This window comes from Rathayibacter sp. VKM Ac-2926 (genome assembly GCF_022815565.1).
Lineage (GTDB): Bacteria > Actinomycetota > Actinomycetes > Actinomycetales > Microbacteriaceae > Rathayibacter > Rathayibacter festucae.
On the sequence record NZ_JALGRS010000002.1, the window covers coordinates 25,857 to 38,821 of the forward strand.

The window sequence follows — 12,965 nt, forward strand, 5'->3', positions numbered from 1 at the left end:
GGGTACTCGAGCAGCGCTGCAAGCGCCCCCCTCATGCTGGTCGAGTAGCGCCGGAGGCGCGTATCGAGACCCGGCGTCGCCAGGACATCGGTCCTGCAGACCTCTGCTCTGACGCTGGTGGATCTCGATACGCCCGTTGCGCGGGCTACTCGATCAGCATGGAGGGTGCCCGCTGCGCGGGCTCCTCGATCACCGGACTCCACCTCGCCGGTAGGGTTCTCGGGTGATCAGCACCATCGAACGCATCGGCGAGCTCCGGGAGACCCTTCAGGAGGCGCGGCGCGCCGGGGCGCGGATCGCCCTCGTGCCGACCATGGGCGCGTTGCACGACGGGCACCTCGCGCTCGTCGACCGGGCGCGGGAGATCGCGGACGTCGTCGTCGTCTCGATCTTCGTGAATCCGCTGCAGTTCGGTCCGAACGAGGACCTCGACCGCTATCCGCGCGACCTCGCGGCCGACGTCGCCCTGCTCGAGGAGCGCGGCGTCGCCCACGTCTTCGCGCCGAGCGTCGCCGAGATGTACCCGGACGGCCCCTCCTCCACCCGCGTCGTCGCCGGGAAGGTCGGCTCGCTCTACGAGGGCCGCTCGCGCCCCGGCCACTTCGACGGCATGCTGACCGTCGTCTCGAAGCTCCTGCACATCGTCCAGCCGGACGTCGCGATGTTCGGCCAGAAGGACGCGCAGCAGCTCTTCCTCGTCCGCCGGATGGTGCGCGACCTCGATCTGCCCGTCGCGATCGAGGGCGTGGACACCGTCCGCGAGGAGGACGGCCTCGCGCTCTCCAGCCGCAACCGCTACCTCGACGCCCGCGAGCGCCGCGCCGCCCGGACGATCCCGTTGCTGCTCGAGGCCGCGGCCTCCGCCGCGGACCGCGGCATCGACGCCGTGATCGCCGCCGCGCAGTCCGCCTCGATGGGCGAGCCGCTGGTTAAGCTGGACTACCTCGTCGTCGCGAACCCGGCGACGCTCCTGCCGGTCGACGACGACCACCGCGGCCCGGCCCTCGTGCTCGTCGCCGCGGTCGTCGGCTCCACCCGGCTCCTCGACAACGGCCCGATCCTGCTCGCCTGATCGCGCCCGCCGCCTCCAACCGAAAGCACCCGCGTTCTGACATGGTCGACACTCCCGGCGCCCCCGTGCCCCCGTCCGAGCCCACGCCCGAGGAGGCCTCCGAGCAGAAGGCCGTCCGCCTGGCCAAGCGCGAGCGCCTGATCGAGCTGGCCGGCGACGACCTCGGCGGCGGCGCCTACCCGGTGTCCGTCGCGGTCACCGACACCATCGCGGCCGTCCGCGCGCGCCACGAGGGCATCGAGCCGGACGTCAAGACCGGCGAGCGGGTCGGCCTCGCCGGCCGCGTCGTCTTCCAGCGCAACACCGGCAAGCTCTGCTTCGCGACGCTGCAGGCCGGCGACGGCTCGCGGATCCAGGCGATGGTCTCGCTCGGCGACGTCGGCGAGGAGTCGCTGGCGAGCTGGAAGGAGCTCGTCGACCTGGGCGACCACCTCTTCGTCGCCGGCGAGGTGCTCTCCAGCAAGCGCGGTGAGCTCTCCGTCTGGGTGTCGGAGTGGAGCATCGCGGCCAAGGCGATCCTCCCGCTGCCGAACCTGCACAACGAGCTCGGCGACGAGACCCGGATGCGCCAGCGCTACCTCGACCTGATCGTGCGGCCGCAGGCCCGCGAGACCGTGATCGCCCGGTCGACCGTGAACGCGTCCCTCCGGAAGACCTTCGTCGAAAACGGCTTCCTCGAGGTCGAGACCCCGATGCTGCAGGTGATGCACGGCGGCGCCTCGGCCCGCCCCTTCGCCACGCACTCGAACGCCTTCGACACCGAGCTCTACCTCCGCATCGCGCCGGAGCTCTACCTCAAGCGCGCCGTCGTCGGCGGCATCGACCGGGTCTTCGAGATCAACCGCAATTTCCGCAACGAGGGCGCCGACTCGACGCACTCGCCCGAGTTCGCGATGCTCGAGGCGTACCAGGCCTACGGCGACTACTCGAGCATCGCCGACCTCACCCAGGAGCTGATCCAGAACGCGGCGCTCGCCGTCGCCGGCTCGCACGTGGTCACCTGGGCCGACGGCACCGAGTACGACCTCGGCGGCGAGTGGGACCGCATCTCGATGTACGAGAGCCTCTCGCTGGCCGCCGGCATCGCGATCACCCCGCAGACCCCGCTGGTCGAGCTCGAGACGCTCGCCGCGCGCGAGGGCGTCGAGGTGCACGTGCCCACCCACGGCAAGTACGTCGAGGAGCTCTGGGAGCACTTCGTCAAGGGCGGTCTCGTCCGGCCCACCTTCGTGATGGACTTCCCCGTCGACACCTCGCCGCTGGTGCGCGCGCACCGCAGCGTCCCGGGCGTCGTGGAGAAGTGGGACCTCTACGTCCGCGGCTTCGAGCTGGCCACCGGCTACTCCGAGCTGATCGACCCGGTCGTCCAGCGCGAGCGCTTCGTCGAGCAGGCGCTCCAGGCCGCGGCCGGCGACGACGAGGCGATGCGCCTCGACGAGGACTTCCTCCGCGCGCTCGAGCACGGCATGCCCCCGACCGGCGGCATGGGCATGGGCATCGACCGGCTGCTGATGGCCGTCACCGGTCTCGGGATCCGCGAGACCATCCTCTTCCCGCTGGTCAAGTAGGTTCGAGGCGTGGTCAGGGCATCCAGCATCGTCGCGACGGTCGTCGCCGGCGTCCTCACCCTCGCGCAGTTCGGCGTGGGCGCGGCGGTCGCCGGCTCGGTGCTCGTCGACTCCGCCGATGTCGGCCGTGCGCTGGCGGATCAGCGGGCGGCGGAGTCGTTCACCCCCGACGGCACGATCACCGGTTTCGCGGACCGCACCGCGATGTCCACTCGCGGCCGCGCCCTCTACTACGCCTCGAACCCCTCGGTCGAGCCGACGGCCGGCTTCAACGCGCTCTGCGGCTACGGCGCCTCGGACGAGATCGTGCTCGGCTGCTACACCGGCAGCGACATCTACATCTCGGACGTCGAGAACCCCGACCTCGACGGGATCCGCGACGTGACCGCCGCGCACGAGATGCTGCACGCCGCGTGGGTCCGGATGGACGCCGCCGAGCAGGCCGAGGTCGGTGCGCAGCTCGAGGCGGCCTACGCCGCCCTGCCGCAGGACGGCCCGATCGCCGAGCGCCTGGAGCTCTACCGCACCGGTGGCCTCGGCGAGCGCGTCAACGAGCTGCACTCGATCCTCGGCACCGAGGTCGCCGACCTGCCGCCCGCGCTCGAGGCGCACTACGCCGAGTACTTCGCCGACCGCTCGGTCGTGGTCGGCCTGAACGCCCAGTACGAGGCGGTCTTCACCGACCTCGAGGACCGCATCACCGAGCTGGTCGCCCGCATCGACGCGATGTACGCGGACCTCACCGCGCGCATCGACGCCAACAACGCCGAGTACGACGCGCTGAACGCCGAGATCGACTCCTTCAACGCCCGGGCGGACAGCGGCGACTTCGCCTCGGACGCCGCCTTCGACGCCGAGCGGGCCGACCTGCTCGCGCGGGGAGCGGCGATCGACGCCACCCGGGCCGCGATCGACACCGACGTCGCGGTCTACGACGGCCTGCGCGCGGAGCTCGAGGGGCTGAACGCCGATGCGTCGGCGCTCAACCAGTCGATCGAGAGCAGCTGAGCCGCACCGGGCCGCCGGGGGACCGGTCCGTCCGTCCCGTTCGCTGAGCGGCCGCTCCGGGCCCGCTCCCGGCCGGGCCGGGTAGGATCGCCCCCATGGACTGGGAGCTGTGGAATCAAGGACTGTGGGCACTCGTGCCGACCGTCACCATCGGGCTCCTCTTCTGGTTCATCATGCGCGCGCTGATCCGCTCGGACCGCAACGAGCGCCGCGCCTACGACCGCATCGAGGCGCAGGAGCGGGCCCGCCGCGGTCTGCCCCCGCGCGACGCGGCGTAGAGCCCGCGTGAACACTCCCGACTGGTCGCTGGTCCTCGCGGTCGGCGCGATCGTCGTGGAGCTCGTCGTCCGCGTGATCGCGGTCATCGTCGTCCCGCGCAACCGCCGCCCGACCACCGGCCTCGCCTGGCTGATGGCGATCTTCCTGATCCCCTACGTCGGCATCCTGCTCTTCCTCTTCATCGGCAGCTACCGGCTGCCGCGCAAGCGCCGGCGCAAGCAGGAGGAGATCAACCGCTTCATCCTCGAGTCGACCGAGGGCATCGACCGGGTCGCCCGCGACCACCCCTGGCCGCTCTGGCTCGAGTCCGTCGTCACCCTCAACCGCAACCTCGGCGCGATGCCCCTCGTCGGCGGCAACGACGCCCGCCTGCAGGGCGGCTACGAGCAGACCATCCGCGCGATGGCCGACGAGATCGACCGCGCCCGCCGCTACGTGCACTGCGAGTTCTACATCCTCGCCGCCGACGCGACGACGGCCCCGTTCTTCGACGCGCTCGACCGCGCCGTCGCCCGCGGCGTGACGGTGCGGATCCTGCTGGACCACATCGCGTCGATCCGCGTCCCCGGCTACTACACCGGGACGCACCGCCGCCTGAGGGCGCTGGAGCGGGCCGGTGCGCGCTGGTCCTACATGCTCCCCGTCCGCCCGTGGCTCGGCCAGTACCAGCGCCCGGACCTCCGCAACCACCGCAAGCTGCTGATCGTGGACGGCAACGCGGCGTTCATGGGCTCGCAGAACGTCGTCGACTCGAGCTACAACAAGCGCGGCAACATCCGCCGCGGCCTGCACTGGCACGACCTGATGGTGCGCCTCGAGGGCCCGGTGGTGCAGGGCATCAACGCGATCTTCATCACCGACTGGTACAGCGAGACGGACGAGCTGCTCCTGCGCGAGTCCGAGCCGATGGAGGCGCTGCAGCAGCGCGACACCATCGACTGCCAGGTGGTGCCGAGCGGTCCGGGCTTCGACGGCGAGAACAACCTCCGGCTCTTCCTCGCGCTGCTCTACTCGGCGCAGAAGTCGATCATCATCACGAGCCCCTACTTCGTCCCCGACGAGGCGATGCTCTACGCGATCACGACCGCGACCCGCCGCGGCGTGCACGTCGAGCTCTTCGTCTCCGAGATCGGCGACCAGGCCGTCGTCTACCACGCGCAGCGCTCCTACTACGAGACGCTGCTCACCGCCGGCGTGCGGATCTGGATGTACCGCAAGCCCACGATCCTGCACGCGAAGCACTTCACCATCGACGACGACGTCGCCGTGATCGGCTCGAGCAACATGGACATGCGCTCCTTCACGCTCAACCTCGAGGTGTCGCTGATGGTGCGCGGCTCCGACTTCGTCGAGGACCTGCGCGAGGTGCAGCAGGACTACCGGGAGCACTCCCGCGAGCTGACACTGCGCGAGTGGCGCCAGCAGCCGCTGCGCTCGACGATCCTCGACAATCTGGCGCGGCTCACCTCGGCCCTCCAATAGGGGAGGCTCGAGCTTCGCTCAGGAATGGCGAGACTCTCTCACTTCTTGTTACGCTCCGAAGGCGAACGTTCCTCGACGTCCGCTCCTCTTCGATCGGAGTCGCCCTCGTGATCCCTCGTCCCTCCCATCTGAATCCGCTCTGCGTCCCGCTGAGTGCCGGAGCCCGCGCCGTGCGGCTCCGGGGCTCAGCGGGCGCCGTGGCACTGCGCCGCACGGTGGACGTCTCCGTGCCGACGTCGTCCGGCTTCCGGATGGACCTCGCCATCGCCGCGACCGAGCGCGTCCGCGTGGTCCACGTCGTCTCGACGCCGTTCGCCGTCCGCTGGCCCGGAGCGAGCGCCGTCGACGGCTCCTCGGTCTTCCTCCTGCCGATGGACGGCGTCCTCGCCGTCGACACGTCGTCCGGCCTGCTCGAGGTCGAGGAGGGCGGGCTCGCCCTCTCCTCGGAGGATCCGGTCGTCGTCCGCACGTCCCGTCCGGCCCGCTTCCTCGTGCTCTGCGCCGACAACGGCGTCTCCGAGCGCCGCCGCGCCGATCCGGTGCGGCTCGTCCCCGCCACCTCGACGACGAACACCGCGCGGACGATGCTGCGGGCGTTCCTCGCCGAGCTCGACCCCGAGAACCCGGTGCAGGCCGAGTACCTCGAGGGCACCGTCCTGCGCCTCGCCCGGCTGCTCGGCTCGGAGCGGGAGGAGGGCTCGCGCGAGCGCCTCGGTCTGCACGAGATGGTCGAGGCCGCCCTGCAGGTCATCCAGGCCGACTACAGCGACCCGACGCTCGACCCGAGCACGGTGGCGCGGCGCTGCCGGGTCAGCCTGCGCACGCTGCAGCGCGCGGTGGCCGACGAGCGCGGCTCGACCCTGCGCAGGCTCATCTCCGACGTCCGCACCGAGAACGCCCTGCGGCTGGTCGGCACGCCGGAGTCGAGCATCCTCCCGCTCAGCGACATCGCGCGGCGCTCCGGCTTCTCGTCGCCCGAGCGGCTGCGGCGCGCGATCGCGACCGAGACGGGACTGTCCCCGAGCGAGTACCGCCGCCGTCTGAACGGGGAGGACCTCGCCGCGGGCTGAGCCGGCCCTCGTGCGCTGTGCCGCCCGTCCTCGCCCGCCCTCGTCGCTTGCGGGTGACGGCGACTCGCGCAAGGCCCTGTGCTGCCCGAGGCGCCCGGCGTAGCGTCGGAGCGTCCTCAGCACGGTGGGCCGTCGGTCCTTCCGGGGCCGGCACTTCAGAAGGGAACGTCATGGCGGCGAGCAGAACGACGCGCATCCTCATCCTCGGCGGCGGCTACGTCGGCCTCTACACGGCCTGGGGCCTCGAGAAGCTCCGCGGAGCGACGCCGATCGACGTCACCGTCGTCGAGCCGAACCCCTACATGACCTACCAGCCGCTCCTCCCCGAGGTGGCCGGCGGGCACGTCCAGCCGCGCCACGTCACGGTCCCGCTGGTGCAGGCGCTGAAGCGCACCCGCATCGTCCGCGGCGCGATCACCGGAGTCAGCCTGGCCGAGCGCTCGGCCACCGTCGCGGCGATGGACGGCACCAGCCGCACGCTGCCCTTCGACCACGTCGTCTTCGCGCTCGGCGCGGTGACCCGCACCTTCCCGACGCCCGGTCTCGCCGAGCACGCCATCGGCTTCAAGACGGTCGAGGAGGCGGCGCACCTGCGCGACCGCGTCATCGAGAACATCGCGAAGGCCGCGCTGACCACCGATCCGACCGAGCGCCGGCGCCTGCTCACCTTCGTCTTCGTCGGCGGCGGCTACACCGGGGTCGAGGCGCTCAGCGAGCTGCTCGACCTCAGCCGCCGCACCCTCGCCGCGCAGCCGTCGCTCTCGATGGGCGACGTCACCTGGCACCTCGTCGAGGCGCTCGACCGCGTCGCGCCCGAGGTCGGCCCGGAGCTCTCGGTCTGGACGCTCGACCACCTCCGCGAGCGCGGCGTGCACGTGCACCTGAAGACGACGATGCCCTCCTGCGAGGACGGCGTGGTCGAGCTCTCCAGCGGCGAGCGGATCCCCGCCGCGACGATCGTCTGGACCGCGGGCGTGAAGCCCAACCCGATCCTCGACGCGACGGACGCGCCGCGCGGGCCGAAGGGCCACGTGATGGCCGACGCGCGCCTCCGGGTGATCACCGAGGACGGCGAGCCCGTCGGCTCGGCCTGGGCGGCCGGCGATGGCGCGCAGGTTCCCGACCTCACCGCCGCGAAGCAGCCCGCGTACTACCCGCCGAACGCCCAGAACGCCGTCCGCCAGGCCAAGCTGCTGGCGCGCAACATCATCGCCGACATCACCGGCGGCCCGGTCGAGGAGTACCGGCACGTGTCCGTCGGCACGGTCGCCGAGTACGGGATCGGCAAGGGCGCGGGGGTCATCAAGGGCGTGAAGCTCCGCGGAGTGCCCGCCTGGCTCGCGCACCGGGCGTACCACGGGGCGGCCGTGCCGACGTTCGACCGCAAGTGGCGCATCATCGCCGGCTGGGTCGTCGACGCGGTCTCGCGCCGCGACCTGTCACCGATGAGCGCGCTCCAGGATCCGCGCCGCGCATTCCGCGAGACCGCCGAGGCGACGGACCGCGAGGCGGCGGAGAAGCGCGCGGCGAAGGAGAAGGAGAAGGCGGCCGGAGCCTCCTGAGCCGGACCTCCTGAGCCGGACCGGCGCCGGCGCGCTCAGGCGCGTCGGCGCGGCTTCAGCCGGACGGTCGGCAGGGTCGGCGCCGGCAGTGCCCGGCCGGGGTAGTCCGCGACCCTGCCGAACGGCCCGTCCGCGTCACCGCCCGCGATGACGTCGCTCTGCCAGCGCTCGCGCGCGGCGGCGACGTCGTCGTGGCTGCGGCCGACGAAGTTCCACCACATCACCAGCTGGTCCGGGAACGGCTCGCCGCCGATCAGCACGACCCGGGCGCCCGCGTCCCCGGCCGTCAGCACCAGCACGTCGCGACCCGGCGCGAGGTAGGCGAGGTCGGAGCGGGGGACGTCGACGCCGTCCACCTGGAGCGGGCCGGCGTCGACCAGCACTCCGTGCTCCCACGCGGTCTCGAGCGGGATCTCGACGCGGGCGCCCGGCTCGAGGTCGAGCTGCGCGGCGACGAGCGGGGTGAACACGCTCGCGGGCACGGAGGCGCCGAGCAGCTCGCCGACGAAGACCTGCGCCGTCGCACCGGGCAGCTCCACCCGCACGCCACGGTGGTGCTCGAAGAACGGCTCGCCCAGACGCGCCTCCTCGGGCAGCGCCACCCAGAGCTGCACGCCGTGCAGAACGGGCTCGGCGCCGGTGGAGACCTCGGAGTGCGAGATGCCGCGCCCGGCGGTCATCAGATTGAGCTCGCCCGGGCGCACCAGCTGGTGGCTCCCGACGCTGTCGCGGTGGTCGATCTCGCCCTCGAAGAGCCAGCTGACCGTCTGCAGTCCGGTGTGCGGGTGCGGCGGGACGTCCATCCCCGCGTCCTCGCCGAGGTGCACCGGACCGTAGTGGTCCGCGAAGCACCAGGCGCCGATCGTGGAGCGCGAGCGCTGGGGGAGGGTGCGCCGCACCTCGATGGCGCGGGCTCCGCCGAGCGGTACGAGTCGCGCCTCGAGGATCTCGACGGGAGACGCGGCGACCGGCTCGGACGCGACCGCGTGCTCGTCCGGATGCTCCTCCAGATTGCTCATAGCGGAAGTCTATGTCTGTGCATAGAAATCGGTCCTCACGCCCAGGGCGAACAGGGGGTCCGACCGGGGGAAGCGCTGGCTACAGTCGAGCTATCGGAGCCCACCCCTGCGGGTTCTGTAGGGAGTGACAGCATGTTCGAGAGATTCACCGATCGCGCACGGCGCGTCGTCGTCCTGGCCCAAGAAGAGGCCAAGATGCTCAATCACAACTACATCGGGACCGAGCACATCCTGCTCGGCCTGATCCACGAGGGCGAGGGAGTGGCCGCCAAGGCGCTCGAATCCCTCGGCATCTCGCTCGACGCGGTGCGCGAGCAGGTCCAGGACATCATCGGCCAGGGGCAGCAGCAGCCCACCGGCCACATCCCCTTCACGCCGCGTGCGAAGAAGGTCCTCGAGCTGTCCCTGCGCGAAGCGCTGCAGCTCGGCCACAACTACATCGGGACCGAGCACATCCTGCTCGGCCTCATCCGCGAGGGCGAGGGCGTCGCCGCACAGGTGCTCGTCAAGCTGGGCGCCGACCTCAACCGGGTGCGCCAGCAGGTCATCCAGCTCCTCTCGGGCTACCAGGGCAAGGAGCAGGTCGCCGTGGGTGGTGAGCAGCAGCAGCCTCAGGGCGGCTCGCAGATCCTCGACCAGTTCGGACGCAACCTCACGCAGGCGGCGCGCGACAACAAGCTCGACCCGGTCATCGGGCGCGAGAAGGAGATCGAGCGGGTCATGCAGATCCTCTCCCGCCGCTCCAAGAACAACCCCGTCCTGATCGGCGAGCCCGGCGTCGGCAAGACCGCCGTCGTCGAGGGCCTCGCCCAGGCGATCGTGCGCGGCGACGTGCCCGAGACGCTCAAGGACAAGCAGCTCTACACGCTCGACCTCGGCTCGCTCATCGCCGGCTCCCGCTACCGCGGAGACTTCGAGGAGCGCCTCAAGAAGGTGACGAAGGAGATCCGCACCCGCGGCGACATCATCACCTTCATCGACGAGATCCACACCCTCGTCGGCGCAGGGGCCGCGGAGGGCGCGATCGACGCCGCCTCGATCCTCAAGCCGCTGCTCGCCCGCGGCGAGCTGCAGACCATCGGCGCGACCACGCTCGACGAGTACCGCAAGCACTTCGAGAAGGACGCCGCGCTCGAGCGCCGCTTCCAGCCGATCCAGGTCGCGGAGCCGTCGCTGCCCCACACCATCAACATCCTCAAGGGCCTGCGCGACCGCTACGAGGCGCACCACAAGGTGTCCATCACCGACGGCGCCATCGTCTCGGCCGCCAACCTCGCGGACCGCTACATCAGCGACCGCTTCCTCCCCGACAAGGCCATCGACCTGATCGACGAGGCCGGCGCCCGCCTGCGCCTCTCGATCCTCTCGGCCCCGCCGGAGCTGCGCGAGTTCGACGACAAGATCGCCGTCGTCCGCACCGCGAAGGAGGCCGCGATCGAGGACCAGGACTTCGAGAAGGCCGCGTCGCTCCGCGACGAGGAGAAGCAGCTGCTCGGTGAGCGCCTGCGCCTGGAGAAGAAGTGGAAGTCGGGCGACGTCAAGGCGACCGGTGTCGTCGACGAGGGCTTGATCGCCGAGGTCCTCGCCCAGGCGACCGGCATCCCGGTCTTCAAGCTGACCGAGGAGGAGTCCTCGCGGCTCGTCTTCATGGAGAAGGCGCTGCACCAGCGCGTCATCGGCCAGGAGGAGGCCATCGCGGCCCTCTCGCGGACCATCCGCCGCACCCGCGCCGGGCTCAAGGACCCCAAGCGCCCCTCGGGATCGTTCATCTTCGCCGGCCCCACCGGCGTCGGAAAGACCGAGCTCGCCAAGGCGCTCGCCGAGTTCCTCTTCGACGACGAGAACGCGATGATCTCGCTCGATATGTCGGAGTACGGCGAGAAGCACACCGTCTCGCGGCTGTTCGGTGCCCCTCCCGGGTTCGTCGGCTTCGAGGAGGGCGGCCAGCTCACCGAGAAGGTCCGCCGCAAGCCGTTCAGCGTGGTCCTCTTCGACGAGATCGAGAAGGCCCACCCCGACATCTTCAACTCGCTCCTCCAGATCCTCGAGGAGGGTCGTCTGACCGACGGCCAGGGGCGCGTCGTCGACTTCAAGAACACCGTCATCATCATGACCACCAACCTCGGTGCGCGTGACATCGCCGGTGGTCCCGTCGGGTTCCAGATCGAGGGCGAGAACGCCACCGGCTACGACCGCATGCGCGGCAAGGTCAACGAGGAGCTGAAGAAGCACTTCAAGCCCGAGTTCCTCAACCGCGTGGACGACGTCATCGTCTTCCCGCAGCTGTCGAAGCCCGAGCTGCTCCAGATCGTCGACCTGTTCATCGGCCGCCTCGGCGACCGCCTGCTGGACCGCGACATGACGGTGGAGCTGACGCAGTCGGCCAAGGAGCGGCTGATCGAGGTCGGGTTCGACCCGGCCCTCGGCGCCCGCCCGCTGCGCCGCGCGATCCAGCGCGAGATCGAGGACCAGCTGTCCGAGCAGATCCTGCACGGCCAGCTCGGTGCCGGAGACCACGTGCACGTGGACTTCGCGGAGGGCAAGTTCGTCTTCACGACGACGCCGCGCCTGATCTCGATCAGCGCCGGTGCGACGGCGGGAGCGGCGACCGCCGGCCCGGCGACGCCCGACCTGATGGCGTAGCACCCGCACAGCACGACAGCGAGCCCGTTCCTCCTCGCGGAGGGACGGGCTCGTCGTCGTTCGGCCGTACGCTTGTCGGATGGCCGATTGGAAGTACCCGGTGCGCCGCGCGCGCACGAGCGACGTCCCCTTCATCCAGGAGCTCAGCGAGCCGCTCGTCAACGAGCGCATCCTCCTCGGCAAGGACCGCGTGGTGCTCTACGGCGCCGTGCAGGAGTTCCGCATCGCGGAGTCCGGTGACGGCACCGCCATCGGCTGCGGCGCGCTGCACGTGATGTGGGACGACATCGCGGAGGTCCGCACGCTCGCCGTCGCGAAGGACTGGCTCGGCCGGGGCGTCGGCCACCACATCCTGGAGCGCCTGGAGAACGACGCGCGGGAGCTCGGGCTCAAGCGCCTGTTCTGCCTGACCTTCGAGGTCGGCTTCTTCGAGCGCCACGGCTACGCGCCGATCGGCGAGAAGGTCGTCGACCCCGAGGTGTACGCGGAGCTGCTGCGCTCTCCCGATGAGGGCGTCGCCGAGTTCCTCGACCTCGCCCGGGTGAAGCCGAACACGCTCGGCAACACCCGCATGCTCAAGACGCTCTGAGCGCTCGCGCGTCGTAGCCTGTGTCGGTGACTCCGCCTCCCCGCCGCCTGCCCTCCCGGGTCTACCGGCGGCGCAGGGCCGGCCTGATCCTCGCGCTCCTGGTGATCATCGCCGGGATCGCCGCGCTGGTCTCGCTGCAGCCGTGGGCGGGCGCGCGCGGAGCCGCTGAGAGCGCGAGCCCGACGGCCTCGTCGCTGCCGACGCTCTACCCCTCGACGGCGCCGGAGGGCTCGCCGCCCGCCGACGCCGCCGCCTGCACCGCCGACACCGTCGCGGTCACGGCCGTCACCGACGCGACGAGCTACGGGCCGGACGAGGCGCCGCAGCTCTCGCTGTCGCTCGCGAACATCTCGAGCACCGACTGCGTGATCGACGCCGGGACGAGCGGACAGGTCTTCACGATCACCAGCGGGTCCGACCCGGTCTGGACCTCGACCGACTGCCAGACGGGTGCGTCGTCCCTGGAGATCCTGCTCCCGGCCGGCACCTCGGTGACGGGCAGCTCGATCACCTGGGACCGCACCCGCTCCTCGCCGGACACCTGCTCCGGCGGGCGCGAGGCGGTCGAGGGGGGCGGCGCGGCGTACAACCTGTCGGTCTCGGTCGCGGGCATCCCGTCGGGGTCGACGACGCAGTTCCTGCTGCAGTAGTCCGTCCCGCCTGTCGCCCTTCA

The 12,965-nt window shown here is 71.2% G+C and carries 11 protein-coding genes; 10 read left to right on the plus strand and 1 reads right to left on the minus strand.

Going from position 1 to position 12,965, the window contains the following annotated elements:
- Positions 1–223 precede the first annotated feature (223 nt).
- From panC to MT351_RS02680, 7 genes are all read left to right on the plus strand, one after another.
- A complete protein-coding gene (gene panC, locus MT351_RS02650) occupies positions 224–1,072 on the plus strand; it encodes a pantoate--beta-alanine ligase (RefSeq protein ID WP_243581153.1) in 849 nt (282 codons plus the stop codon).
- A gap of 41 nt (positions 1,073–1,113) precedes the next feature.
- Positions 1,114–2,640 carry a lysine--tRNA ligase gene (gene lysS, locus MT351_RS02655; RefSeq protein ID WP_243581154.1) on the plus strand — a complete coding sequence of 509 codons (1,527 nt, stop codon included), beginning with the start codon at positions 1,114–1,116 and terminating at the stop codon, positions 2,638–2,640.
- Between the two features lie 9 nt (positions 2,641–2,649).
- Positions 2,650–3,648, plus strand: a complete 999-nt coding sequence (locus MT351_RS02660; RefSeq protein ID WP_123736617.1) for a hypothetical protein — start codon at positions 2,650–2,652, stop codon at positions 3,646–3,648.
- Positions 3,649–3,743: 95 nt separating this feature from the next.
- On the plus strand, positions 3,744–3,926 hold the full coding sequence (locus MT351_RS02665; protein ID WP_123446793.1) for a hypothetical protein: 183 nt from the start codon (positions 3,744–3,746) through the stop codon (positions 3,924–3,926).
- A gap of 7 nt (positions 3,927–3,933) precedes the next feature.
- A complete protein-coding gene (cls, locus tag MT351_RS02670; RefSeq protein ID WP_123736618.1) occupies positions 3,934–5,409 on the plus strand; it encodes a cardiolipin synthase in 1,476 nt (491 codons plus the stop codon).
- Positions 5,410–5,606: 197 nt separating this feature from the next.
- Complete coding sequence (locus tag MT351_RS02675; RefSeq protein WP_123736619.1) at positions 5,607–6,479, plus strand: helix-turn-helix domain-containing protein; 873 nt, start codon at positions 5,607–5,609, stop codon at positions 6,477–6,479.
- Between the two features lie 170 nt (positions 6,480–6,649).
- Entirely contained in the window at positions 6,650–8,041 is a 1,392-nt protein-coding gene (locus MT351_RS02680) for an NAD(P)/FAD-dependent oxidoreductase (protein ID WP_243581155.1), read from the plus strand.
- Positions 8,042–8,076: 35 nt separating this feature from the next.
- On the opposite strand, the gene MT351_RS02685 is transcribed toward MT351_RS02680, so the two are convergent.
- A complete protein-coding gene (locus MT351_RS02685; RefSeq protein ID WP_243581156.1) occupies positions 8,077–9,060 on the minus strand; it encodes a pirin family protein in 984 nt (327 codons plus the stop codon).
- A gap of 132 nt (positions 9,061–9,192) precedes the next feature.
- Here MT351_RS02685 and MT351_RS02690 point away from each other — a divergent pair, with 132 nt between their 5' ends.
- The 3 genes from MT351_RS02690 (at position 9,193) to MT351_RS02700 (ending at position 12,942) form a co-directional block, all read left to right on the plus strand.
- Positions 9,193–11,703, plus strand: a complete 2,511-nt coding sequence (locus MT351_RS02690) for an ATP-dependent Clp protease ATP-binding subunit (RefSeq protein ID WP_123446787.1) — start codon at positions 9,193–9,195, stop codon at positions 11,701–11,703.
- Positions 11,704–11,782: 79 nt separating this feature from the next.
- Entirely contained in the window at positions 11,783–12,292 is a 510-nt protein-coding gene (locus tag MT351_RS02695; protein WP_123446786.1) for an amino-acid N-acetyltransferase, read from the plus strand.
- 26 nt (positions 12,293–12,318) lie between these two features.
- The gene (locus MT351_RS02700; protein WP_243581157.1) at positions 12,319–12,942 is read left to right on the plus strand and encodes a hypothetical protein; all 624 of its coding nucleotides are present in this window, start codon (positions 12,319–12,321) and stop codon (positions 12,940–12,942) included.
- The last annotated feature ends 23 nt before the right edge of the window (positions 12,943–12,965 follow it).

Excerpts from the sequence above, each read along its gene's own strand:
- MT351_RS02690 (WP_123446787.1), top strand. The coding sequence starts at position 9,193 with ATGTTCGAGAGATTCACCGATCGCGCACGGCGCGTCGTCGTCCTGGCC.
- lysS (WP_243581154.1), top strand. The coding sequence starts at position 1,114 with ATGGTCGACACTCCCGGCGCCCCCGTGCCCCCGTCCGAGCCCACGCCC.
- MT351_RS02685 (WP_243581156.1), bottom strand. The coding sequence starts at position 9,060 with ATGAGCAATCTGGAGGAGCATCCGGACGAGCACGCGGTCGCGTCCGAG.
- MT351_RS02695 (WP_123446786.1), top strand. The coding sequence starts at position 11,783 with ATGGCCGATTGGAAGTACCCGGTGCGCCGCGCGCGCACGAGCGACGTC.
- MT351_RS02665 (WP_123446793.1), top strand. The coding sequence starts at position 3,744 with ATGGACTGGGAGCTGTGGAATCAAGGACTGTGGGCACTCGTGCCGACC.
- MT351_RS02680 (WP_243581155.1), top strand. The coding sequence starts at position 6,650 with ATGGCGGCGAGCAGAACGACGCGCATCCTCATCCTCGGCGGCGGCTAC.